This window comes from Parasphingorhabdus sp. DH2-15 (assembly GCF_051668705.1).
Lineage (GTDB): Bacteria > Pseudomonadota > Alphaproteobacteria > Sphingomonadales > Sphingomonadaceae > Alterisphingorhabdus.
The window spans coordinates 2,527,415-2,550,217 of the sequence record NZ_CP196351.1 but is presented as its reverse complement, the minus strand read 5'-3'; the positions used below and the strand labels follow the sequence as shown (position 1 = coordinate 2,550,217).

The following is a 22,803-nucleotide window of genomic DNA, read 5'->3' as shown; positions in this document are numbered from 1 at the left end:
TTGTGTGGCATTCTTGACCTAATTTTGACACCTAATTTCCAGTGCAATTATGTGTATTTGAGGCAGTTAGAAGAGTGATCGCTGACAACTGAGGTATTGGGAAGCATGGTCTGGAAGATTGCGCTTAGAAACACGGAGAAGGCTCTGAGCGGCACTTTCTTCGCTGCCATCCCGCAAAATGCTAACGGGCTCAATCTCATGCCAGCGTAGAAGCCAAACAGAAACATCCCATGTCCGGTGGCATTTGGCAGGGTCGCCTTCTGCGCACATTATCGCAACATTCTCGTTCCGACTTGCATGTGCAATCTTCGTCAGGGTTTCTGCCACTGCTTGCAATTCCCGGTTCCCATCACAATCGCCGCCAAGCGCTTCACCTTCAAATTGATAATGAATGCCCATCTTCTCCGACCAGCGTTCGATAGTCTTGCGATTGTAGCTTGGGCTGCGTGACCAAGGCCGAGAGCGGACATCGACCAATCGCGTGATCGACCGCTGTTCAAGTTCCTTCGTAAATTCAGGTAAGGGGCGGTTTGAATATCCGATTGTGTAAATCATAATAACTCCAATGCTTTAGTTGAATTGGAGTCTAACTTTTTGACAATCTTCTGGGCAGTCAGAATTTATCTAGATCAATCTATTTTTGGTAATTCTACACTAAGCTTTTTGCCAATATCTTGGAACTCTGTCACACAGGAAGCAGCGGCAGGAGCGATGCCTTCACTTGTAGTTTTGATCATGCTTTGCCGCCATTCACTTTGATCGCCCTCCAAGAATTGGCGAACCGCCTTGGCATTAGCTCTTTTGTAGTCATTGAACTGAGTGCAAGAATATAGAGCGATTTCGATTTCTTCACGCAAATCTTCAGGAAAAATGTTACTTGCAGACAATTCACTCACAACTTGTCTAGAATTTTCACAGATTTGCTCAGCTTCCGCCAACTTACCAGTATGGGGCGGTTTTCCTGTAGCTAAACTTGCGTTCTTCCACGCACCAGCCGAACTTGTCTCGCAACTTTTTGTGGCTTCTCTGATTGCCACCCAAACACGTTTGATTTCCTTTTGCTGTTCAGGGTTTTTCGCTGAAGTTGTTCTTTCACTGGCGTTAGCGTCGACCGCTTTAGGTGCATCATCGGCTTCTTTTTCCACTTGACATGCAGTCAATCCCAGCGTGGCAACCAAGATGGTTGCACTCAGGGGCATCTGATTGGGTTTCACAAATTTAATCACAGATTGTCTCCTACGAAGCAGTTTACGAGTTATGGCTAACTATAATTGCAATTGATTGCAAATGGCAGTCTATATTTTGCGTATCTGTAAATAGCTTCACTCCCCTTCGACCATGGGACTGCACTAGCTCAATGCTGGAGGTTCCATGGACGAGTTAAGACAGAGATTCGGCAATTTACTTGCCGCCCACAGACGTCATGCGGGTTTGACGCAAAACCAACTAGCCGGAATTTCGGGATTAAGCGTAGACATGATTTCACGTCTAGAATCAGGTTCAACGGGAGCAAGGTTCAATACAATTGTGAAACTTTCAAGCGCACTGGATATCGACCCTGCCGGGTTATTTACGGACGTCATAGAGATCGGCGCGACGGATAGGCCAAAATTCAAGAAACTGACCAGCCAGCTAGCTAGATTGAGTGATGATGAACTAGATTGGATAGAGGGACTGGTTACCGCCGCACTACAATCTAGACCGCGTTGACTGGCGTACACACTACTTTTCGATATTCAATCGCTTCATAATCAGCCTCACTGTTGCAGGATGCCATCTACCGCTGTCAGCTGTTTTGACGCCTTCTGAAGTCAAATGCTTGGCTATTGCTTGATAAGTGACACAGCCTTCATCCAACGCTCCCATTATGTGCTTTTGAACCAATTCAGCATGCTTATCGGCAGCAGCCTTGTTCTGGGCTGCCAATACAGCCCCGTTTCGTCCGAGCTTAACACCTCTGGCCTTCGCTGCTGCAAGCGCAGCCTTGGTGCGTTCTGAGATCATTTCTCGTTCATGTTCGGCAAAGGCCGACAGGATGTGTAGCATGAGCTTATTGGCATAGGGGGCATCAACCGCGATAAACTCTACACCAGCTTCCATCAGCGAAGATACAAAAGCCACGTTGCGCGCCAGCCTATCTAGCTTGGCGATGATCAATGTGGCTTTCTGTTTTTTGCACGCAACGAGAGCTGCAGCTAATTCCGGCCTGTTCTTTTTCGATCCAGATTCTGTTTCAACAAAAACCTGTTCGATGGTTTCGCCTATCTGGGAGGCGTATTGTTCAATGCTAGATCGTTGAGCTTCTAATCCTAACCCCGAAACTTGCTGCCTCCCGGTGGAGACCCTTAGATATCCGATTAGAGGCATAGCTCCTTAACAAGTAAAGGGTGGTTTACCTGTTAAACTATGACGAGCAATCAGGCGTTCGTAAAGTCAGAAACGGTCTTTGCACCCGGTTATTCCATTGAGATTGCAAAACAACAGATTGTCTGGAATAGTTTTGCTATTGGAGATTCGAGATGAATAAACAAGACATTGTGAGTGCGGTTGCTGAACAAAGCGGATTGTCAAAATCTGATGCGGCAAAAGCTGTAGACGCAATCTTCGATTCAATAACAATGAGCTTGAAAAGAGGTGAAGAAGTCAGGCTCGTAGGCTTTGGCACATTTTCTCTTAAAAATAGAAAAGCATCTACTGGCCGGAATCCTCGAACCGGAGAACCGATGCAGATGCCGGCATCCCGGCAACCGAGATTCAAAACCGGACAGGCTTTGAAAGATGCCGTAAATGGACGTGGTGGTGGTGATGATGGATATGGAGGAACAAGAATTAAATCGTCCCGCGGAGGTGACGATGACGGCTATGGCGGCAATCGGAACGAACCATAATGTCAGAGAAAGAACAGCCGAGTGACGTAGGGCTCAAAAATGATGATGAACTTAGTCCCCGGGAACGGCGCGCAAAATATCGGTCCAACCAAAATTATTTTTCAGAAGAAACTAGCGAATTAGTAAGATACATCGGTTTCGGCCTGATCGCCGCAAGCTTTGGCCTTCTTTCTACCAGCACCGATTTTAGCAATGCGGTAAAAGCAAGCAGCTCAGACACTTTGATATGGTCAATACTATTCGGGTTTGCGACAATTTTGTTTGACTATCTACAAATGCTTTTCGGTCTTTGGTCGAACACAAATGCAGCAATAAACACATCGGGAGAATATAAGCTTAGGCGTCTTGGAAAAACCATACGATTGTTCCAAGACACATTCTTCTACACAAAACAGGCGATGGTTTTGGTTGGGGTGACACTTTTGATTTTGTCGATAGTTCGCGCTGTAGGGGTATAACTTCTGCTAGTTTTCACAACTGGCCGGTCTGGATCGGGGCATGACCTGCTCGGGGTTAGCTTGACCGGTGTATGGTTTAGTTTCATCAAAGGTTCAACCAACTGCTCTTCGAAATAACGGTTCCGACATTTAGGCAGAGTTACTTTCCTACGTTGATTAGTAGATTTAGTCCTGTGTACTTGAGTCCTTCTTTCCATCCTTCCCAATTGTTGATTTTTGAAACCAATGGTGCAGATGGCACTCTCATTGCCTTGCGAAAACTGGTCGCTGTACCACTGGATAGTTGGAGCAAATCTGCGGCGTCTTGTTGTGGCATTGTACGTATCAAAGTGAAGTATTGGAACCAAAGCGGCGAAGGTGACAGTTGATCTCCAGAATATCCAACTCTCAACTCTGAGAATGGGTCGTTGCTATCAGGTAGTTTCAAAAATTCATTATAAGGCTTTTTGGGTGCCTTGGTTACCTCAATACGTGTGACTTCCGCCTTTCCAAAAGGGCGTGGTTTGCCTTTATCGGATCGCTCTCGAGCACGGTCATAAATGCGAACCATAGCGTTACCTGCGGGTTTGGAAGCCGAAACCGTACGATGGATATTGAGAGTCTCTAGGACTCCATCTTTACCAACATACATGGACCTTTTTCCTTGTTTCGGATGAAAGGCGATAACATCAGATGTTTGAAGTCCGACTATATCAATGGCGACATCAAACTTAGTAACTCTAGCAGATTTCACGAGCGGCTTGATCGAAAACGGCCCATTAGGATCGGATAATATATTGATCAGCGTTTTAAACCCCTTTGGCCCCAATTTTCGTGGGTTCATTGTTAGCCGCATACGCGCAGGTAATTTTTTCGTGGCTTTGCGAAATTCAAACCAGACCTTAGACTCTCTCGACCCCATTCCTAACATCACAAAGTGATACCAAGACGGTGGGCCAGGAACATAGTGGTTGTCGACGTGCTGGGAATTGAAAGGTTGATCCTTCAAATAGTCACCGGTGTGTTTTACCCACTCCGCAACCGTTATATCTGCTGGCGCGTTCTTCCCATATATATTGCTAGTTATATCCACTATCAGTGTAAGGCGGTCTGGTACTGGGACAGAAACTCTTATTATTTTCCCATCACTCAGAGTAATTACATTGGGGAACAACTCATAAAGAGGCTTAGGCTTAGCTATCGGTTGCGGCTTGTTATAGAACTGGAACTTATTTTTTGAAATTTTGACCGGCACGTTGAACCTACCTTAAATTTGAGTCGCAGTGAGATACGTCTATTGAGCATCCTGAGGTTGGTCAGCGGGTATGCCGTAAACCTCGGTGTAAAGAAGCAAGGAAGACCCCCGATATCTTACGGGGGAGTTCTTTCGTTTACCTAACTTGACGTAGATAGGTCCTGAGATTTGGGTACGCCATCGCGCAAGCGTTGCGACGCTGACTCTCAAAAACTCTGCTGCTTCTTTCGGAGTATAGTATCTGTCTTCCATCTGCGGTCCCCGTGCAATTTTTTGCACCAGTTTCCGCAACCAAGGAGCGCGGCCGGTCGATACAAACAACCGGGCTTGCGCTGTAGCCTAGTGTCTCTCGACCCTATCTACTGATCCTCCTTGATACGCAGATAATATCATATACTCTCAAGTTCGAGCAGAAATCAACAGAAAGTGTTTTATCTGTCATGCTATCATTGCAATATGGATAGCTAAGGGCGGTGCTTCTTGGGATCATAAGCTCCCCCGAGTTTCTCGACTAGACCATTCAGATATGGCAGTCGGCGAAGTGTTTTAAGCTTTATCTCCAACTGTTTCTCGGGCCCGTAGTTTCCTGTTACCGTTGTAGAACTTCGTCCCTGAAGAAAAGCAATTTCCTCATCACTTACGCCTTCTGATCTCAGGCGAGCCACGACAGTATGTCGGAATACATGAGTACCTCTCCCCGCGCTGTGCAGACCGGCCTTCTTGAGCTGTCTAATCCAAAACTTAGTTGATCCATCACTGGCTCGATCTGTTCCCAATCTAAACTCGAAGAGCAGCCGACGGTTCTTCTTTGAGCGAGCATCGACAAACTCTTTTAAACCAAGTTTCAATAGCTCTTCCGGAATAGGAAAAGCGTGCGTTTGCAAGTGATTTTTATGCTGCTTCTTTCGTCCATCAGGCAGTGTACCGGGTTGAATTTCAAAGTAGGGGATTTTCGTATTAAAGTTGAAATCAGAGGGAAGAAGCTGAGTGCATTCACCCCCGCGCATTCCATAAACTAAATGGAGGATACCCGACCACCAGTGACCACGTCGATGAAAGTTTGAACCTGAATCCGAAAGATTCTTATTAGACCGTGAACCGGAAAAGAGCGGAATTTCAAGGAATTTATCTATTTCTTCAAGAGAGAGTGGATTCGTCTCTCGAGAAGGCATTGCTTTGCCGAACTTTGCAATCAATCCGTTGGCCGGGTTTTGCACTTCGTGTTCTGATTCTGCCCAAGAGAAAAAGCCTCGAACGAAACGCCAATATCTTTTTCGGGTTTCATTGTGTAGGCGCTTTGAAGGGTCATTGGTGAGCCGAGCACTTAAGCCAGTAGATTTACCCTGTTTGCCTTTACCAAGCCGCACGATATCGTCCCTAAAGTCGCGCAATTGATCTTTAGAGAGTTTGGATAGTGGCTTGTTTTCGCCAAACTTGTCACCCATCCAGATAAGCACCCGGCGAGTTTCACTGATTGTCGAAACACCTAGCCCCTCTTTCCGTAGAGCTTCAATGTAAAGCTCTCCTGCAGCACGGATATTGAACTCAGGCTTGAAGACCTCATTTGCAGCAGATGAAGAAATTGTCGCAGAATTAGCACCAGATTCCATCGTGAATATGGAATCGTCTGATTCAAAGTCTTTCAATGGCTCCGATAATTGATGAATGAAATACCGGAGTTGCTGGCGTTTTGCTCTTGCAATCAACTGCAGCACCAACGTTCTGTCGGTGTTACTTATTTCATTTTCGACGAGTTTCTCGAGTTCATGGATGCTATCTTGTGTTTCAACATCGTCAAACTGGTTAGAGGCAATTGCTTGGTCAAGCTTCGCAATCTCAGTGTAAGAAAGCTCTAACTGATGATCCATTTCCATGCCAGATTGATCCGACATGAAATCCCGTGGTTGGTCAATTTGCTTCTGCAGAGTTTCAAAAAACTCTCTTGCAGCATTTTCTAAATCAATTCGGGTCGGAGATGTCATCTTTTCCAATATAGCTATTGTTTCGGTAAACCAAAAGGTAGCCGTGATTGTTTTGATCTTGGCGGTTGGAAGATCAGAGGTACGTAGCGATCTACAAAGTTCTCTTATACCTAGCTTAAGTGCAAGTTGTTTGGGAATACGAAACCGCACGTAGAAAACATTATTTCGGCGCATCAGATGCGGATGCCGAGTGCCGGTTTTCCTGCCCATTGTGTTACACCATTGTGGTACAGTTGGCCCTTTGCGCCCAAGGTCGCTTTTTTATCTCTCTGATATTAAATGAATATTCGCATATATGGCGCACCCGAGAGGATTCGAACCTCTGGCCTCTGCCTTCGGAGAACGTATTTTCTAAATCACGGTAAGTCACGCAATGTCACTAACACCTTGATTCAGAAATAAAAACCTTGGATTTCTGACTGTCTGTATACTGGGTTTTCCCTGTATGGTGATACCTATGTGATACCTAGCGAGCCAGATTTGGCCGCGAGTGCAAGTTCACCGCGCTAGGTATCACATCTTCGACAATGTGTTGATTTTCCAGCGTAATTTGGAAAGGTGTATCATGACGCAAGCAGTAAAACTAACAACGAAAGTTATAGAAGAGTTCGATAACAGAGGTAAAGACACAATCATTTGGGATGCATCGCCCAAGGGTTTTGGCGTCCGCTTCTACTCGAAAGGCAAAATCGCTTTTATCGTTCAAACACGAATTGGTTCGGGGCGCCGTGCCAAAATCAGAAAAATGACAATCGGCTCCTACCCGACAATGGGAGTAGCATTTGCAAGAAAGGAAGCCTTCACAGCAATCGCTGAAATGCAGGCAGGCAATGATCTGGTAGAGCAGGAACGTCAAAGGATCGCTGCGGAACTTGAGGCTAAAGCTGCGGAGTTATCTGTCGGTGAAGTCTGCGACAAATGGATTACGACCGATGGGAGACGTTCACGTATGCGAGGTGCGAAGTTTGGAACACCCCGCAAGCCGAAAGATATTAAAAACAACGTCAATCAGATCAAGCGCCATATAAGACCGCTCATTGGCGATATTAAAATTTCGGAGCTCACAAAAAAAGACATCCAAAGAATGCGCGATGACATCTCCGAAGGAAAGACTGCGGTGGATGTAAAGACAAAGAAACGAGGTCGTGCCCGAGTGACGGGTGGTGAAGGCACAGCCGCGAAAGCGGTGAAGACGCTTTCTAGTGCATTAAGCTATGCTGTGCGTGAAGGCTTGATCGGGCGTAACCCAGCGTTTGGTATTCGCTTAGCGCCGGATAGAAGAGTTGAGCGGTATCTTACGAAAGCTGAACAAGCGACGCTGGAACGTGCGCTCTGCGAAATGGAGCAGGAATCAAAGTATGAGAAGGGATGTGCGATAATCCGGGTTTTGATGTTAACCGGCTGCCGTCGCAACGAAATTGAGTCCCTGCGATGGTCAGAGATCGACCTCGAACGTGGTTTCGTGTCTTTCGGTAAATCGAAAACTGGCGCGAAGGTTATTCCCTTTTCTAGGGCCGCCCTCGAAATAATTGAAGCACAGCCACGCTTGTCCAGTTGCGACTTCGTTTTTCCATCACTTAAAATCAACGACTGGTACAAAGGGCTGCCCAAAATCTGGAATGAAGTTAGGAACCGAACTGGCCTGCACGATGTCCGTATTCACGATCTCCGGCATAACTTCGCCAGCATCCTCGCCTCCAACGGTGCAAGCCTCCCGATGATTGGCGCAATGCTCGGCCATACCCAAGCCGAGACAACGGCACGATATGCCCACCTGACCAATCATACCCTTTCTGATCTGGCGGAACAGGCATCAATGCTTCTTAAAAGAAGAGGCGCATTCGACTAGATCGGGCATTTATTTGCAAGCCACCAACGCATGACGAATTTCAATATTGGAGCCAGATGATTTCCTTTTATGTGTTGTTGCAAAGCGAACAATTTCTGGAATTTCGTCTAGCTCAACGCATTCGCCTTGCTTTGCAACAAGCTGCTCATTTGCTTTTAGAGCAGCGTGTATTTTTGGCTTTGCGTTAACAAGGTCGCCATCCAAAACGTAACCAAGCATACAGCCAACAGGAAGACCTTCAGAGTACTGCTCTGTTACAAATCTCAAAACACCTTCTTTAACGTATGGCGTCGCCAATGAAGCGGTAGTGGTCCCGTTCACGACATTCAATCGCTTACATTCGTAAGCAAGATATGTTTTTCGGTCCCATTCTATGTGAGCAGCCATATCTATAGAACCAAGGCTTGTAGCAACACCGTTCGTATCTATACGGGTCGGTTCAAATTGATACTCAACATGATGGAAAAGTCGTCGTGTTACTGGATCTTTTGCCAAACGTTCTACCAAATTTACTGTAATTTGATCTTCAAGAGGATTGTCACCCAGGGATTCTACGCACCCTTTGACAATCATGTTTATCCGCGGCAAAAACCGATCATCATACCCACGAAATTTCTGCAGCCAATCTCCAGCGTCTCCAACGATCACGAAACTGCACCTCGTTTCGATTGTCTCCGCTGCATCGATTCTAGATCGTGTGCCAAGCTATCTGCATCTGCTAGCGCAGTAGATTTGAGCCAAAACCGCTTCTGCAATGGTTTGATCAGATATAGGTTAGCTCCAGAAAAAAGACGAATATCCGGAAGAACAACAAAATTCTCATTAACCGGCTGACCAATTACATTCGATAATCTTTTCAGTGCACTGGTGAACGACTGACTGTCTTCCTCGGTATATGACTCATGTGAACTGTCATCCAGTGTGAGGCATAGTATCGCGAAATCGAGATTGCGCGCGATAAGCCTTGTACTGACCTGAATATCGTTCCCAAACCACTCGGATATACAGCGTCGTAAAACTTGAGAATACGCCTCGCGATCAGATTGATTTGAGCTTTTCCAAATTTCTGGATACGTGCCAGCAGATGGCTGTGACGCAGGTATTATTAAGTTCACCCCGTCCTCAATGATGTCAATTTCTTCCTGGGTCAGCCCAAAATACTGATAAGTTAGCGTATCGATACGTCTTAAAAGCTGCTCCTCTGCATCAGGTGCATTGAGCATTGCACTAGATTGCTGAGAATGTTCATCGATTGCAGCTATCAAACCGTCACGAGCTTTTGTAGCTAGTTTGCAATTGGCCGAATCTTCTGGTTTCGGGAATGGCAAGCGCATTAATTCGGCTTGCTGGACTTCTGGTCGATCTGCACCAAAAGATGCCGTTCCATGAAACGCATACCAGACAGCTAAACGGCTATTCAAAATTGCAGTTAACAACTTCGCTGAGTCTTTTTCATCGGATGGAACAGTGATTGCCTGCAATATGTGTTGAAATGTAAGAGGACGGTCAACATAGGCAGCTCTCAAACGCCAACGAGATGTTTGAACTCCTCTTGGCACAAGGATTCTAGGCCCCTCAAAACCTCTCTCAAATCCGCGCCGACGAACCAAGTTAGAATTCCAAGGTTTTTCTATCATTGAAGAAATTGTCAGTGCAGTAAATTGGTTAATCGCCAAATATGGCATGGTACCAACGTAATCACTTTCCAATGCTACGCTTGTAGACCGCCCGTCATTGTACGGCTGGAAGCCTTGACCAATTATCCATTTGTCGGTTTCGCTTGCCACACTGCGTGAGGGAGAAATTCTATCCCCAAGCTTTGGAAGGCGTCTTAAATAAGAAAAAAGTTTTGACTCAGGACCACGCATCCATAAGCGGTGTTTGAATAGTAAACTGTCTTCAACAGCATCCTTCGATAGCAATTTAATTTTATCGTTTGGGCCTAATGTAACGAACCTCTTAATTGCTAGATTGAGATCAGCTTTTGGTGTCCAGTAGTCAAATTCGTAGATAGCTCCTTCTGTTTCTAATGCACCTGCTACAAAAAGCGCTGCTGGACGTATTGCTCCGTCAAAGAGCTGAAATCTCAAATCGGAAAAGTTGATGACCTGCTTTACGTGGGCTTCTTGAAACAAGCGTGCACGCGCATTCACCGATGCTGCCGCATGATTATGTAAGAAACCCATTGCGGGTAACAAGAATGATATCCGTCCTTGAGGCTTTAGGTGCTTAAGAGCTTTCCACATGAAAGCCCAAGCTTCTTCGCCCTGTGGAATTGGATAACTGTTTTCGGAAGACCACTCTAAGCCTCTGCGTCCTGCGCCTTTCCGACTTGTCCAGGGTGGGTTGCCAATAACTACATCAGCACTAACCTCGTTTGGGTCTACGTCGAAAAAATCGCCGACCACCAACGTGTCATTCCATAACGTTGGCAGCAGCCCTTTCTTTTCAATGAGCTTCCGCAAATCTGGCGGCGAAACTTGTTCCAGTAGCGCCAAATACAACGAGAACACAGCAACACGGACTGCTCCTGAATTAATGTCTCGCCCGCGAACACGGGCGAGCATTTTCTTTAAGCTATCCCAACGAATAGTCTGTGCCGATCTAGTCTCTCTCCAGTGTTCGCATAAACGCTGGAAACTGCGGACGAGAAAAATGCCCGACCCGCATGCTGGATCAAGTACAATTGCAGTCTCTTTTTGATGGTCTGACAAATGTGACCATGTGGCACTTACAACGCTATCAGCCAAAAACATTGGAGTGTAAAAGGCGCCGGTTGCCCTGCGCGAGTTCATGTCTTTGCCTAAAAATCGATCATATACGGCGCTGATCAACTCAACAGGAATGAAACGAAAGTCATAACCCCAGAACCGAAGCTGCCCGCCATCACCAGACATCTCTTCACGGCCTAAGCGAAAACGTTGCAACACATGCAATTGCTCCTCAGTCAGTGTGACTTTTTCAACCCTTTCTGAAAAGGAGCACGGAGCAACAAATAAGTCACCGTTAAAGTCACGCCTCAGCTGCGCAAATAAATGATTGAGAATGTCAGTGCGTGCATCACCCAATATATCAGACCAAGACGACCTTCTATCCTTGCTGGATTGCAGAAAATATTTTGGGCCAATGATCCTGCGATCTTCAAGATAAGCGATGAACATAGTTTGTATGAGGATAGCCTGGGCTTGATCACCAGACAGCCCTTTGTCAGTCAGCAATGCATGTGCTTGCTCAAGATTGTTCAAGAGAACGGCGTCAACTCGATCTCCCGGCTTGAAGTATTCTCGTTTTTCCTGCCAGAAGCGGCCAGTTTCAGCACCTGTAATAAGCGATTGAAGTCTTAGCGCTGATGTCGCCGCATCAAGATTTTCAATCAAACATCGTTTCTCGAAACCCGCATCGTCGCCGGTGAGTGGCGTCTTAGCTAGTGAAAACACTCTCACACTATCATTGGAAATCACCGCTAAGATGCTAGCAAGCCCCTGATTCCACAAAGCGGCGTGGATTTGCATGGTACTTTCAGAGGAGTAATTTTCAACGCGAAGCAGTGCGACCGTTGGCACACCACTAACGCAGAAAATAGCCGATAGCCCAAGGTCATCTAATGAGGTTCGAATCGCATCAGCATAAGGTGTATCTCGAACGACATCTCCCGCCTCAAAAAGGTCAGGAGCACTGCGATGCTGAAGATCAAGTGCCTCTTTCCATTGGTCTTCGATTTTTAACCGGGTTTCCGTCATATTTTTTTCGCCTGACGTTGAGCGATTGTAGAAACGGCGCTTGGAGGAAAAGGTATCTGATGCTGATCAGTCTCCACATCGCTTATTAAGGCGACGGATAGACGCGACAAAATTGGGGCGAGCGGTACAACGATTTGCAATACTTCACTCTGAAAAAAGTCGCTACTTGGGTGAAGAGAACAGGATCTCTCTTCCACATTGATAAGCAACGAGCTTTGCAACAACAATGCCCAAGGTTTTCCGTTCCATGATTGGGAAAGGGTTACCGACAAATCGGTAATTTGGGCGGTTGGGATGCCTAGCTCTGTTCTAAGTGTCTTGATGACAGCGCCAAGAATCAAATCACTTGTTGTAAATGACGGCCTATAGCCATTTCGATCCGCAAAAACCGGAATTACCTTCCGCCAATGGCGGAAAGTTTCTTGAGAGATGCCAACGGCATCACGGAATTGTGCAGGGGTATATTTCATCGCCACAAATCAAATTGTTGTTCACAACAAACTAGATACCATTTCTCCCAAAGGTGTCAACTATGTTCTTAAATTGTTCTGCCCTACCGTTTGCTGTCAATTTGTCCGTGACCACACCAAATCCGCCCGACCATCATGTTCAAACAATGCTGCGTTTACCGGTGCTGGAAAACAGGGATCGTCGAGAAGAACGCGGATATATGGTTTCGGATTATCTCCTTTAGATTCATCATGCCAGGCGACGCCAAGGTCGCACTGGCCGGTCTTGATGAAGAAGTCAGGTGATCCCTCGTGCTTCTTGTCGGCATTGGCCACAAAGCGCACTTTTCGTGCAATCAGAGTTGTCGATATGGTCCCCTCGTAACCGTCATTGACGGTTCTGAATTGTCCGATTGTTGCCATAGGTCTGCTCCTGTTGCTGCTGACAAGTTAGGATGATTGCGCCGCTTTGACGGCTTTTTTGAATCCGCTATCGGACGCAATGAAAGCACGCAGCATGGATGGAATGAGCGCTGGAACGCTCGCTTTCTCACCGTATGTCTGTTCATAGATTGCGGCGTAGGTTTTCAGATCGTTGTCCAAGTCCGGCTCAACGCTGATTGTATGTTTTACTGGGGTGGTATCGGGCAGTTTCCCGATTTTGAGTGATTGGGTCATAGGTCAACCTTCATAGGGATGCAGAACAAGATCCTTGTTCACGATTACATTGAGCCGCCAGCCAGGGCGCACTCGGATTGTGGGCTGAACATTGAGCTGGCGGTTGACGATACGTTGGCCGGCCTGATTAAACGTGCGCTGCCCCCCATCGCGGATGGCTTCAATGATGTCGTTTTCGTTGGAATCGCGGCCCAATTCACTACCAACAGAGAGAACCGTTGAGAGTGCGGCCGCACCAAAGAGGCGGAGCGTGTGATTATCCACGCGGTCTTTCAGACCCGCATATCCCGATAGGTCAGTACCGGGCAGGTTCTCCAGCACCAAGGATGTGCCATCCGGCCTGATGATACGACGCCAAGTGACCAGTGCGCGCGACTGACCAAACGCAATCACGCTGTCATACTGTCCAATGAGGCGAGACCCTTGGGGAATGAGCAAATACTGCCCCGATGTTGTATCATAAACATTCTGAGTGACCTGAGCGATGATTTGCCCCGGCAAATCGGAATTGAGACCTGTGACAAGACTGGCAGGAATAATCGTCCCGGCCATGACCTGATAGGGAGAGACAGGGGTTTGCAATCGGTTGGGATTGTAGATTTCCGCATCAACGTCGCGCGTTAAGAACGCTTCTTTTCTGTCCTGCCGGTTCGGATCGAATGGGGTTTGCGATGGGACGCGGCCTGCCGCTAGCGCTTGCAGCGGCAAGGTGTTGAATTGGTCAAGCGATGGGATAAATGGCGGGGTCACAGCCGCCTGGGTTTGAACAGCGCGGTTATCGTCATGCTGCACAAAGAATAACGGTGCGCCTAATGCCGCATCAACCGGCGCGGGTTGGGCGGTCGTTTGCGTTGGAGCGCCTTGATACCGAAACGGATTGTCCTGCGGCGTATCCAGTGAAGACGGTTGCCCAAGAAATGCCGGGCCAAGATCGCCCGGTAACGGCGGGCCAAGCTTCGGTTTGATGTCCGAATAGTCAGCGGGCATAGCCGTTATTTGATCGGGAAGGATGTTTCGGTTGGTTTTGTAGAGTTCCGGTGACGAACCACCACTCGACCCATCATCATCTCGAAAGGCAATTGCTGCGGCACTCAAAATGAATAATCCGGTCGCACCGCAAATTGCGATGAGAGCCTTGCGGTTGAAACGTCTGACGGGCCTTGGCTTCGCACGAATAGCAAGGCGGTCTAACTCTTCCTTTTCCTGATTCATGCGTCATCCTTTGCTGCGCGCGGTTTGCGGGCGCTTTTGGGTTCTTTGCGAAGGATGCGGACGACGCTTTGTTCTTTCTCGCCCAGCCTCAATTCAGCCGCTCCAAAGAGACGATCTACAACATAGTAAGACCCATTGATGCGGTAATTGACGAGCTGACTTTGACCGTTGCGGCCAACGACAAACAGCGGGGGCGCTTCGCCTTGATCCAATCGCGCGGGAAATTGGATGAATACTTTTCGGCCATCATCGAATGCACGTAATGGTCGCCAATGCGGACGATCACCCTTGATCTCATACCGGAAGTTCAGCCTATCGACCTGCAATCGACGCTCTACGGTTTGCGCGGCGTCTTTGGCTCGCTTGGACGACTGAGCGCGTTGTCTCACCAGTTCTTCATGTGGATAACGCCAGGACACAGCGGCCATATAGGTTTCGCGGAATGATTTCAGTTCCACATGGTAGGTGCGCTTCGATGTCGTGATAATCAGATTGGTCGTGAGGCTCGGGGCAATTGGCTTGATAAGAATATGCACCTGTTCCTTGTTACCAATACCGGAAACTGTGTCACCCAATATCCAGTTGACTGTATCCCCCGCTGAGACAGACATGAGTTCTTCGCCGGGCTGCAAGGCTATGTCTGTGACCTGTTTGGGCGCTGAGTAAACCTGATAAAGTGCGCCAACAGTGTAAGGGTAAATCTGGATTGCGTTGATAAAACTGTCCTGATCCGGCTCTATCGCAGCGGTCGCATTGGCGCGGTCAATGGCGAGGTCTGGTCGGAGCTTCGGGACGGAAGCGACCTTGCGACCTTCGATTGGCTTTAGCTGTCCGGGCAACGCCAGGGGCTCAATTCGCTCAAGGGGTGCGGCATCAACTGTCGCGTCGCTCGGCGAATAGACAGCTTCGATAAAGTCTGCATCGTCCAGATTGAAGTCCGCGATGGTTTTGGCCCCAAGCGTTGTGCATGCGCCAAGCGTTGTGGTTAGCGATAGGATCATGAAATTTTTGAACATGATTATTCTCCTCAGATGAGGTCTTTCGACCAGTTGATGCCGTGGACGTAGATACCGAGCGGGTTCTGATGCAGCGTTTGCTCATCCGTTGGCGTTTTAAGAATGATGGACAGGTTAGCGGTGTAGGTATTGGTGGTGAGCTTCACGCCATCGCGAAAAGCAGTCTCACGCCAGCGCAAATCAAAACTGTCGTCTGAAGACCGAACAACGCTGGCGATTTGAACGGAAACGGAGCGATGCCCAACGTCTTGAAACGGATCATTATCGCGCGCGTATTCGTTTAGGGTGAGCGCCGCTTGATCGGTCGCGAAGTGATATGCAGTCGTCCAGTTCTGACGCAGAACGATCGGGTCAATGGAGACCGAGCGAACCTTCTTGATAAATTCGGCAAGCTGGTAGCCAATCTGCGCGTCGGTGGGTTTGTATTTGGCAACACTCGGCGCGACGGCTCGAACCGATCCGTTCTGTTCGAGTTCCACCACATAGGGCGTGATGATGCTCTGTGATGACCGCCAGACAAAGGCAGCGGACATGGCAATCGCAAACAAGAGTGACAGTATAGCGATGATCCGCCAGTTCTTGGCTTGAACACGCGCTGATCCGATACGGTCATCCCAGGTCTGCGCGGCTTTCTGATAAGGCGTGACAGGGGCTTCCGTTCGTCCGTATGCGGTTTGATTGCGTTTCCACATAAAATTACTCCTCATCTTGTTTCAGTCGCGGGCCATCTCCTGAACCGCCTCTGTCTCCGTCGCGTAGAGCGGAGGTGGCAGCGAGACCGGCATCGCGTTGCAATTGATTGCGGTTGGCTTTTTTGGCCCAATCGGGTTGGCCATTAGTTGAAGACCCACCCGTCGATCCGGACTCCCCGCCGGAGATCTTGCCACCGGTCGCTGTGATTGCGCCGCGACTTCCAGACTTGAACGATTGCTTGACTGGATCGGTGACCTTGGCGGCAGCAGATTTAGCGGCATTGGCTACCGATCCGGCACCTGCGTGCGCAACGGCTGCCATACCGGAAGCGGCGCCTTTGATACCGCCTTGCCCGGATGCGGCTTTTCCCATCGAATAGGACATGGCTGTACCGCCAGCCATCGAAGAACCCGCTTTTACGGCGCCTACCGCACCGCGCGTTGCAGCCGAGGCTGCGGCCCCTCCAACGCTGGCACCGGCAAAGCCTGCTGCACCTGCACCAACGGCAGTGCCGACAGCCGCACCTGCGCCAAGTTGGGGAGCGCCAGAGACAAGACCGGTTGCGATTCCCGGTCCAAAGATTCCAAGCGCCAGAAGTGCAAGTGATGCGAGTATGACCGCTGCGGCGTCTTGAAGTGTTATGTTTCCGGGTGTGAATCCTGAAGTAACATTGCCAAACAAAGTCGAACCGATACCGACAATGATCGCCAGCACCATGAGTTTGATGCCGGATGAAATGACGTTGCCCAGCACTCGTTCAGCTAGGAATGACGTCTTGTTCCAAAGCGCGAATGGCACAAGGACAAACCCAGCGAGCGTCGTCAGCTTGAACTCAATGATCGTGACGAAAATCTGGATTGCGAGGAAGAAAAACGCAAAGAGAGTAATGAGCCAGGCGAGCGCAAGAATCGCAATGGTGACGATATTGACGAAAAACGCGACGGGTCCAGAGAGATCGGCAATCTCGTCAAGCAAGGGGTGCGCGGCGGTAAATCCGGTACTCGCAACAAAACCGGGCCGTAAGAGATCAGCCGCAGTGATCGTGCCGCCTGTGGCATTCAATCCGAGCTGGGCGAAACTTTCAAAGATAATATTCGCCAGCAGAGGAAACTGGTTAAGCAGCAATGCGAAGAAGCCAATATACAAAACCTTCTTCAAAAATCCGACCACGATATTGTCAAGATTGCCAAAGGCCCAAAACAGTCCTGCAAGCACGATGTCGATTGTCACGAGTGCTGTTGTCAGGAATGCAACGTCAGGAGCGAGCAAACCAAAACCACTGTCGATATAGGTCGAGAATGTTTGGAGGAATTGATCTATAATACCTAGGTCGTTCATTGCCGCTCGCTCCTGAAAGTCTTAATTGCCGGGATAGGCAGAGGCAGCGCCAACAAACCGCTCATGACGGACCTTAGCGGCGCGTTCGGTTTGCAATCGACGGGCGCGTTCAAGCGTTTCCGCGCGGAACTGCGATGCGGTCAATTCCTGCAACTGCATGGCCTGCTTTGCGGACAACGCCATTATTTGATTGCCCGCTTGAGCTGCGGCCAGATTGCCTCCGGCGACTTGGCTTTCACGCATCAGCGTATCGAGTGTGGAAGTGTCAGCCCGAACCGTTTCTGCGATTTTTGACTGCATGAGCAGCGCATCGTGCAAAGATGCCCGTGATGTCTTCCAAAGGCTTTCAGCGTTTTGGATGATTTGCTGGCTGGAAAGGGCCGCATAGTCTTCAGGATATTTGATTTTGAAGACTTGATCGGCTTTCTGAACCTCAAACGACATGGCCTTCGCTTGAGTCGTCAAGGTCGATATTTCCCGCAAGAGACTGTTCAATTGCTGGCGGGAGTCAAAATCCAGCTTGGTCAAATCCTTGACCTGATTGACAATCATGTCCGCTTCGTTCTGAAGCTGCTTGATCTGATTGTTGACTGTTTGCAGCGTCCGTGCGGCGGTGAGGAGATTTTGCCCGTAATTGGTCGGGTCAAACACGACACCGCCAAATCCAAAGAATGCGTGGGCGGGTTGAAGGGGTGCGACCCCCATCAAAACAATCATGAGTATTGAAATCAGTCTTCGGCGCATAGCGCGTCTCCTTTCTCTGGTTGGGGGTGCTCGGAAATGAGGTCAGCGGCCCAATTCAGACCGCGCGCTTCCAGCCAACGTTCTGCAAACGCTCCATTTGGATTGTCGGAAGCAATCTCGGCGATGGCGTTAAGGTCGTCCTTGGATGACGCGCCGCAAAAGGCGAGCGCCACCGGACCCAAGGACAAATCAAACAACCGATTGCCGTTTCGAGACTGGAAGTAATAGTCGCGCTTTGGTGTTGAATGCGCGATGATCTCAACCTGCCGCTCATTTAGACCGAAGCCCGTGTAAGCCTTGCGCTGTTGCGGCTCCAAAGCCCGATTGTTGGGCAGAAAAATACGTGATGGGCAAGATTCTATGATCGCAGGCGCAATGTCACTTGTGGCAATGTCACTGAGTGACTGCGTGGCAAACACGACCGAAACGTTTTTCTTCCGCAGAACCTTGAGCCATTCACGGATACGATCTGCAAACATCGGATCGTCGAGAAAGACCCAGGCTTCATCGAGAATAAGTAGGCTCGGCTTACCGTCAAACCGATCTTCCAGCCGATGAAAGAGATAGGAAAGGACCGGCGGCACCAGAGACTTTTGGTGCATCAATTCTTCCATCTCGAAGCACTGCCAGTCATTTTCGCCTATGGTCTCATGATCGGCGTCCAGCAGAGATCCATGTGCGCCTTTGAGCGTATAGGGTTCGATAGCCTGTCGGAGACGGTTGGATTGGAGCAATGCGCTCAATCCGGTCATGGTGCGCTCAACTTGCGGCGCGGTGGCAAGCGAACTCAAAGCCGTCCATATCGCCTCTTTGGTGTCAGGCTCAATTGTTATCCCATCATGTGATAGAAGGCCGCACAGCCATTCAAGCGCCCAAGCCCGCTCGGTGTCAGAGTCTATTCTGGCGAGAGGCTGAAAGCATAATCCGTGATCGCCGCCCAATTGGAAATGCTCGCCGCCAACGCCCAAGGTGGCAGCAGTGGCCGACCCGCCCTTGTCGAAAATGAATATCTGCGCATCGGCATAGCGTCGGAACTGCAAGGCCAGCATCGAAAGCAAAACAGATTTGCCCGCGCCCGTTGGTCCGACAATCAAAGTATGCCCGACATCGCCTTGATGGAGCACCACCCGGAACGGCGTTTGCGAGGCTGTGGTCGCATAAAGAAGCGGCGGCCCTTGAAGGTGCTTGTTCTGCGCTGGACCTGCCCACACAGCCGATAGCGGCATCATGTGCGCAAGGTTGAGCGTGTGGACGATGGGCTGGCGAACATTGGCGTAAGCGTGACCCGGTACTGTCCCGAGCCAGGCATCAATCGCGTTGACCGTTTCCTTGATGGTTACATAGCCACGACCATTCACAATCCGCTCGACTTCGCGAATCATGTCGTCTGCGACGGTGGCAGATGTGGATTGAACAACGATGGCTGTGGTCAGATAACCAAAGCCTACGTGATCTGCGCCAAGAGTTTGAAGCGCGGCGTCCGCATCTGCGGCTTTGTTGTCTGCGTCGGTATCAACCAGCGGCGAGGCTTCATTGGTCATCATTTCGCGCAAGAGCGACATGAGAGACTTTCGCTTGGCGAACCATTGCCGCCTGTAGCGGGTCAGCACTTTCGTTGCAGCCAACTTGTCCATCGGCAGATAGCGTGTGACCCAGCGATAGGAGAAGCCAAGATTGTTAAGGTCATCCAAGAGACCGGGTTCGGTCATTGGCGGAAAACCCTGAATGGTGACGACGCGCAAATGCTGGCCGTCCAGTACGGGTTCGAGGCCCCCTACAAGGGAGGCGCCGCCAAGAACGGCATCGAGATAACATGGCGTGTTCGGGGCCTTGACTGGATGGCGCCGACCGGAAACGCAGCGTTGTAGATAGGTCAGAGTTTGTTCGTCGCTCAAAAACCTTGCATCTGGAAAGATGGTTTCAAAGAGTGAAAGCGCTTTGTCCGTCTCCTGCAGAAAGCGAGCGAGATAATCCGACGCGCCAATTTGTTCTTCATCTTCGGGGCGCTCAATGAGTGCTTCTTCAATTTTGCTCACTGAGTCTGCGGGCGGCAAGTAAGAGAAGGTTAGATAGAACCGGCTCTCAAACAGAAGATCATTTGCCTGCCTTCCTTCGAAAAGTGAGCGCCGTTCTTCATCAATGATCCATGCAACTTTATCCCGCCATTCACTGGTTGGATATTCAAGCGCTGGCGCGCGCGCGGCTTCAAAGTAGATCGCCCAAGATGAACCAAACCGCTTGAGGGCATTGTTGATCCGGGCACAGATGGAAACCAACTCTTCCCCGGTCGAACTATCAAGGTCGGGCCCACGAAACTCAGCCGTTCGCTGAAAGCTGCCATCCTTGTTCAAAACCACGCCCGGCGCGATAAGGCAGGCCCAAGGCAGATAGTCAGCAAGGCATTGAGGGGCGGCCTGATATTCGGAGAGATTCATCATGCGAGATACCCCTTGTGACGGACATGGCGGATAAGCACCTCGACTAACTGGTAATCGCGCTTGGCAGCAAAAACGCAGGCGCTATGAGCAATCACCCAATAGAGGATTCCGAAGTGCCAAAGGTGCAAACCAAGTCCGATTGCGGCGGCGATGGTGCCATTCATGATGGTCGCGGCGCGCGGCGCACCGCCCATCAGAATTGGTTCGGTCAGAGAGCGATGAACGGGGATGGAGAAACCGTCGACCATTAGATAACCGCCCCGCCGCCGAAAGAGAAAAATGAGAGGAAAAAGCTGGTCGCCGTGAACGCAATCGACAGACCAAAAACGATCTTCAAAAGATTGCGCATGCCGCTTCCCATGTCGCCAAAGGCGATACCAAGCCCTGTGACGACGATGGCGATAACGCCAATTCCCTTGGCAACGTCGCCCTCGATAGAGGTGACGATTTGTTGAATTGGTCCTTCCCAGGGCATGCCAGACCCGGCGGCAAAGGCTTGTCCTGACAAGAGGAGAAACAGCAATAGCGAGAGTGCGATGTACTGGAGGGATCGAATGGTATGGTAAGTGAGAGACATAGCTAGGCTCCGTTGTTTGATGACGATTGAAGAGAGAGAATGTTTGTCGGGGCGTCGGCGACATCGCAGGTGAGGTATCCGTGTCCGGTGTCCTCGATGCCGGTGACATGCCGGATGGATTCAATGCGCCGTGCATTGCCGCGCCCTGAAATGAAGACTAAGAGGTCAATGGCCTGTGCGATCAATGTGCGCGGTATGTTTGCCGCGACTTCACCAACCAGTTGTTCAAGACGGTAAAGCCCACCTATCGCGTCGTTGGCGTGGATGGTGCTGATCCCGCCCGGATGTCCCGTATTCCACGCTTTGAGCATGTCTAAGGCTTCTGGACCGCGCACCTCGCCAACCACGATCCTGTCTGGCCGAAGCCGCAAGGTTGATTTCACAAGATCGGCCATCGAAACATGCGGAAGGCGCGTGCGTAGTGCGACTTGATCCGGAGTCGCGCATTGCAGTTCGCGGGTGTCTTCAATGATGAGAACACGGTCGCCGGTTTCTGCGACTTCATTCAACAGCGCATTGGCCAAAGTGGTTTTACCTGACCCTGTGCCGCCAACGATGAGGACATTCTTACGCTCGCGAACGGCGGTTTGAAGATGTTGGCGTTGAATGACCGAAAGTGTTTCTGCGCTGACGTAATCGTCGAGAGAAAAGATTTTACCGGCAGCCTTACGGATTGAAAAACATGGGGCCTTCGTCACCGGCGGTAACACGCCCTCAAATCGCTCGCCTGCACCGGGCAACTCCGCGCTCACAATGGGTGTGATGGCCGTGACTTCTGCTCCAATGTGACTGGCGACGAGCCGGATGATCCGCTCCCCTTTTTCGGGAGATAGGCGTGTGTCAGTGCATTGACGTCCGGCTCCGTGGCGATCCAACCAAAGCCATCCGTCCGGGTTGACCATGATCTCGACAACGGCAGGGTCGGCTAATGCGGCCTGAATGGTCTCGCCCATTGCCGTCTTGAGCATGGACTGTGTGCGCAGAAGGGATTCTTGATTACGCTGTTGCATCGGCGTCCTCCGTTTTTGAAGGGCGCTCCGGCCTTGGCTGGTGGAGGCGCGCTAACTCGTCTTCGGTGAAAAATTTCGAGCCATCCGAAAGCTGATCTTCCATTCTGTTGAATAGAATAGGTTCGCCGTCTTGGAGTATGGATTGGAGGCTGTTTAAATAGGTCTCGAACCGTGCGTGACCTTCGGCCTGCGCCGCTTTCTTATCGGCGTCCGAGACTTGGGGAATGACTGTCAAAAAGTAACGAACGAATAAGGCAAATGCTTCCGCCGCTATGATTTGCTTGCTTTCCAATCCTTCGATCTGACGAGATAGACGATCCAGACGGCGGATGAGCGCGGCATCTCTTTTGTCATCATGTTCGTGGCTGAAAAACGCCGCCAGTGCTTGGTTGACAATATCAGACTCGGTGCGACCCGGTTTGAGTTTCGCGGCCTGTAGGTGTGCGAACACGGACGGTTTCAAATAAGGGTGTATGCGGGGGTTTGATGACGCCATG

At 49.8% G+C, this 22,803-nt stretch carries 24 protein-coding genes and 1 pseudogene; 4 read left to right on the top strand and 21 right to left on the bottom strand.

The window, feature by feature from the left end; all coding sequences use genetic code 11:
• Positions 1 to 66 precede the first annotated feature (66 nt).
• Entirely contained in the window at positions 67 to 555 is a 489-nt protein-coding gene (locus ACR9YC_RS11920; RefSeq protein WP_438727932.1) for a DUF488 domain-containing protein, read from the bottom strand.
• Between the two features lie 74 nt (positions 556 to 629).
• A complete protein-coding gene (locus tag ACR9YC_RS11915) occupies positions 630 to 1,226 on the bottom strand; it encodes a hypothetical protein (RefSeq protein WP_438727930.1) in 597 nt (198 codons plus the stop codon).
• A gap of 145 nt (positions 1,227 to 1,371) precedes the next feature.
• On the opposite strand from ACR9YC_RS11915, the gene ACR9YC_RS11910 reads away from it, so the two are divergent.
• Entirely contained in the window at positions 1,372 to 1,710 is a 339-nt protein-coding gene (locus tag ACR9YC_RS11910; RefSeq protein ID WP_438727928.1) for a helix-turn-helix domain-containing protein, read from the top strand.
• Between the two features lie 12 nt (positions 1,711 to 1,722).
• Here ACR9YC_RS11910 and ACR9YC_RS11905 read toward each other — a convergent pair whose 3' ends face one another.
• Complete coding sequence (locus tag ACR9YC_RS11905) at positions 1,723 to 2,367, bottom strand: recombinase family protein (protein ID WP_438727926.1); 645 nt, start codon at positions 2,365 to 2,367, stop codon at positions 1,723 to 1,725.
• 152 nt (positions 2,368 to 2,519) lie between these two features.
• Here ACR9YC_RS11905 and ACR9YC_RS11900 point away from each other — a divergent pair.
• Together ACR9YC_RS11900 and ACR9YC_RS11895 are read left to right on the top strand one after the other, a co-directional pair.
• A pseudogene (locus tag ACR9YC_RS11900) lies at positions 2,520 to 2,789 on the top strand (HU family DNA-binding protein); the annotation flags it as partial.
• A 98-nt stretch (positions 2,790 to 2,887) separates the two neighbouring features.
• Positions 2,888 to 3,346 carry a hypothetical protein gene (locus ACR9YC_RS11895; protein WP_438727924.1) on the top strand — a complete coding sequence of 153 codons (459 nt, stop codon included), beginning with the start codon at positions 2,888 to 2,890 and terminating at the stop codon, positions 3,344 to 3,346.
• A gap of 139 nt (positions 3,347 to 3,485) precedes the next feature.
• Here ACR9YC_RS11895 and ACR9YC_RS11890 read toward each other — a convergent pair whose 3' ends face one another.
• From ACR9YC_RS11890 to ACR9YC_RS11880, 3 genes are all read right to left on the bottom strand, one after another.
• Positions 3,486 to 4,580, bottom strand: a complete 1,095-nt coding sequence (locus tag ACR9YC_RS11890) for a hypothetical protein (protein ID WP_438727922.1) — start codon at positions 4,578 to 4,580, stop codon at positions 3,486 to 3,488.
• Between the two features lie 39 nt (positions 4,581 to 4,619).
• A complete protein-coding gene (locus tag ACR9YC_RS11885; RefSeq protein WP_438727920.1) occupies positions 4,620 to 4,832 on the bottom strand; it encodes a helix-turn-helix transcriptional regulator in 213 nt (70 codons plus the stop codon).
• A gap of 212 nt (positions 4,833 to 5,044) precedes the next feature.
• Positions 5,045 to 6,772 carry a DUF6538 domain-containing protein gene (locus tag ACR9YC_RS11880; protein ID WP_438727918.1) on the bottom strand — a complete coding sequence of 576 codons (1,728 nt, stop codon included), beginning with the start codon at positions 6,770 to 6,772 and terminating at the stop codon, positions 5,045 to 5,047.
• A 355-nt stretch (positions 6,773 to 7,127) separates the two neighbouring features.
• Here ACR9YC_RS11880 and ACR9YC_RS11875 point away from each other — a divergent pair, with 355 nt between their 5' ends.
• A complete protein-coding gene (locus ACR9YC_RS11875) occupies positions 7,128 to 8,411 on the top strand; it encodes a tyrosine-type recombinase/integrase (protein ID WP_438727916.1) in 1,284 nt (427 codons plus the stop codon).
• Between the two features lie 9 nt (positions 8,412 to 8,420).
• Here the strand turns inward: ACR9YC_RS11875 and ACR9YC_RS11870 are convergent, their stop codons facing one another.
• The 15 genes from ACR9YC_RS11870 to ACR9YC_RS11800 form a co-directional block, all read right to left on the bottom strand.
• Positions 8,421 to 9,059 (bottom strand): hypothetical protein, encoded by a 639-nt coding sequence (locus ACR9YC_RS11870; RefSeq protein ID WP_438727914.1) that lies wholly within the window; start codon positions 9,057 to 9,059, stop codon positions 8,421 to 8,423.
• A complete protein-coding gene (locus tag ACR9YC_RS11865; protein WP_438727912.1) occupies positions 9,056 to 12,151 on the bottom strand; it encodes an HsdM family class I SAM-dependent methyltransferase in 3,096 nt (1,031 codons plus the stop codon). Before ACR9YC_RS11865 ends, ACR9YC_RS11870 begins: the two co-directional genes overlap by 4 nt.
• Positions 12,148 to 12,621, bottom strand: coding sequence for a hypothetical protein (locus tag ACR9YC_RS11860; RefSeq protein WP_438727910.1), 474 nt, complete (start codon positions 12,619 to 12,621; stop codon positions 12,148 to 12,150). The genes ACR9YC_RS11865 and ACR9YC_RS11860 overlap by 4 nt, the downstream gene beginning before the upstream one ends.
• A gap of 96 nt (positions 12,622 to 12,717) precedes the next feature.
• Positions 12,718 to 13,023 (bottom strand): DUF736 domain-containing protein, encoded by a 306-nt coding sequence (locus tag ACR9YC_RS11855; RefSeq protein ID WP_438727908.1) that lies wholly within the window; start codon positions 13,021 to 13,023, stop codon positions 12,718 to 12,720.
• A gap of 27 nt (positions 13,024 to 13,050) precedes the next feature.
• Positions 13,051 to 13,278 carry a DUF2274 domain-containing protein gene (locus ACR9YC_RS11850; RefSeq protein WP_438727906.1) on the bottom strand — a complete coding sequence of 76 codons (228 nt, stop codon included), beginning with the start codon at positions 13,276 to 13,278 and terminating at the stop codon, positions 13,051 to 13,053.
• Positions 13,279 to 13,281: 3 nt separating this feature from the next.
• Complete coding sequence (locus ACR9YC_RS11845) at positions 13,282 to 14,490, bottom strand: TrbI/VirB10 family protein (RefSeq protein ID WP_438727904.1); 1,209 nt, start codon at positions 14,488 to 14,490, stop codon at positions 13,282 to 13,284.
• A complete protein-coding gene (trbG, locus tag ACR9YC_RS11840; RefSeq protein WP_438727902.1) occupies positions 14,487 to 15,506 on the bottom strand; it encodes a P-type conjugative transfer protein TrbG in 1,020 nt (339 codons plus the stop codon). The genes ACR9YC_RS11845 and trbG overlap by 4 nt, the downstream gene beginning before the upstream one ends.
• An 11-nt stretch (positions 15,507 to 15,517) precedes the next feature.
• The gene (trbF, locus tag ACR9YC_RS11835) at positions 15,518 to 16,198 is read right to left on the bottom strand and encodes a conjugal transfer protein TrbF (protein ID WP_438727900.1); all 681 of its coding nucleotides are present in this window, start codon (positions 16,196 to 16,198) and stop codon (positions 15,518 to 15,520) included.
• A 4-nt stretch (positions 16,199 to 16,202) separates the two neighbouring features.
• Positions 16,203 to 17,537: a P-type conjugative transfer protein TrbL gene (trbL, locus tag ACR9YC_RS11830; RefSeq protein WP_438727898.1), complete on the bottom strand. Its 1,335-nt coding sequence runs from the start codon at positions 17,535 to 17,537 to the stop codon at positions 16,203 to 16,205.
• A gap of 21 nt (positions 17,538 to 17,558) precedes the next feature.
• Entirely contained in the window at positions 17,559 to 18,254 is a 696-nt protein-coding gene (gene trbJ / locus ACR9YC_RS11825; RefSeq protein WP_438727896.1) for a P-type conjugative transfer protein TrbJ, read from the bottom strand.
• Positions 18,255 to 18,265: 11 nt separating this feature from the next.
• Complete coding sequence (trbE, locus tag ACR9YC_RS11820; RefSeq protein ID WP_438727894.1) at positions 18,266 to 20,719, bottom strand: conjugal transfer protein TrbE; 2,454 nt, start codon at positions 20,717 to 20,719, stop codon at positions 18,266 to 18,268.
• Entirely contained in the window at positions 20,716 to 20,967 is a 252-nt protein-coding gene (locus ACR9YC_RS11815) for a VirB3 family type IV secretion system protein (protein WP_438727892.1), read from the bottom strand. Before ACR9YC_RS11815 ends, trbE begins: the two co-directional genes overlap by 4 nt.
• Complete coding sequence (locus tag ACR9YC_RS11810; protein WP_438727890.1) at positions 20,967 to 21,296, bottom strand: TrbC/VirB2 family protein; 330 nt, start codon at positions 21,294 to 21,296, stop codon at positions 20,967 to 20,969. Before ACR9YC_RS11810 ends, ACR9YC_RS11815 begins: the two co-directional genes overlap by 1 nt.
• 2 nt (positions 21,297 to 21,298) lie before the next feature.
• Complete coding sequence (trbB, locus tag ACR9YC_RS11805; RefSeq protein ID WP_438727888.1) at positions 21,299 to 22,306, bottom strand: P-type conjugative transfer ATPase TrbB; 1,008 nt, start codon at positions 22,304 to 22,306, stop codon at positions 21,299 to 21,301.
• Entirely contained in the window at positions 22,293 to 22,802 is a 510-nt protein-coding gene (locus tag ACR9YC_RS11800) for a hypothetical protein (RefSeq protein WP_438727886.1), read from the bottom strand. Before ACR9YC_RS11800 ends, trbB begins: the two co-directional genes overlap by 14 nt.
• Between the last annotated feature and the right edge of the window lies 1 nt (position 22,803).

Coding starts and splice junctions, on each gene's coding strand:
- ACR9YC_RS11855 (WP_438727908.1), bottom strand. CDS start 13,023: ATGGCAACAATCGGACAATTCAGAACCGTCAATGACGGTTACGAGGGG.
- ACR9YC_RS11810 (WP_438727890.1), bottom strand. CDS start 21,296: ATGTCTCTCACTTACCATACCATTCGATCCCTCCAGTACATCGCACTC.
- ACR9YC_RS11800 (WP_438727886.1), bottom strand. CDS start 22,802: ATGGCGTCATCAAACCCCCGCATACACCCTTATTTGAAACCGTCCGTG.
- ACR9YC_RS11865 (WP_438727912.1), bottom strand. CDS start 12,151: ATGACGGAAACCCGGTTAAAAATCGAAGACCAATGGAAAGAGGCACTT.
- ACR9YC_RS11845 (WP_438727904.1), bottom strand. CDS start 14,490: ATGAATCAGGAAAAGGAAGAGTTAGACCGCCTTGCTATTCGTGCGAAG.
- ACR9YC_RS11910 (WP_438727928.1), top strand. CDS start 1,372: ATGGACGAGTTAAGACAGAGATTCGGCAATTTACTTGCCGCCCACAGA.
- trbE (WP_438727894.1), bottom strand. CDS start 20,719: ATGATGAATCTCTCCGAATATCAGGCCGCCCCTCAATGCCTTGCTGAC.
- ACR9YC_RS11905 (WP_438727926.1), bottom strand. CDS start 2,367: ATGCCTCTAATCGGATATCTAAGGGTCTCCACCGGGAGGCAGCAAGTT.
- ACR9YC_RS11895 (WP_438727924.1), top strand. CDS start 2,888: ATGTCAGAGAAAGAACAGCCGAGTGACGTAGGGCTCAAAAATGATGAT.
- ACR9YC_RS11860 (WP_438727910.1), bottom strand. CDS start 12,621: ATGAAATATACCCCTGCACAATTCCGTGATGCCGTTGGCATCTCTCAA.
- ACR9YC_RS11815 (WP_438727892.1), bottom strand. CDS start 20,967: ATGGTCGACGGTTTCTCCATCCCCGTTCATCGCTCTCTGACCGAACCA.
- trbB (WP_438727888.1), bottom strand. CDS start 22,306: ATGCAACAGCGTAATCAAGAATCCCTTCTGCGCACACAGTCCATGCTC.
- ACR9YC_RS11885 (WP_438727920.1), bottom strand. CDS start 4,832: ATGGAAGACAGATACTATACTCCGAAAGAAGCAGCAGAGTTTTTGAGA.
- ACR9YC_RS11880 (WP_438727918.1), bottom strand. CDS start 6,772: ATGGGCAGGAAAACCGGCACTCGGCATCCGCATCTGATGCGCCGAAAT.
- trbL (WP_438727898.1), bottom strand. CDS start 17,537: ATGAACGACCTAGGTATTATAGATCAATTCCTCCAAACATTCTCGACC.
- ACR9YC_RS11850 (WP_438727906.1), bottom strand. CDS start 13,278: ATGACCCAATCACTCAAAATCGGGAAACTGCCCGATACCACCCCAGTA.
- trbG (WP_438727902.1), bottom strand. CDS start 15,506: ATGTTCAAAAATTTCATGATCCTATCGCTAACCACAACGCTTGGCGCA.
- trbJ (WP_438727896.1), bottom strand. CDS start 18,254: ATGATTGTTTTGATGGGGGTCGCACCCCTTCAACCCGCCCACGCATTC.
- ACR9YC_RS11920 (WP_438727932.1), bottom strand. CDS start 555: ATGATTTACACAATCGGATATTCAAACCGCCCCTTACCTGAATTTACG.
- trbF (WP_438727900.1), bottom strand. CDS start 16,198: ATGTGGAAACGCAATCAAACCGCATACGGACGAACGGAAGCCCCTGTC.
- ACR9YC_RS11875 (WP_438727916.1), top strand. CDS start 7,128: ATGACGCAAGCAGTAAAACTAACAACGAAAGTTATAGAAGAGTTCGAT.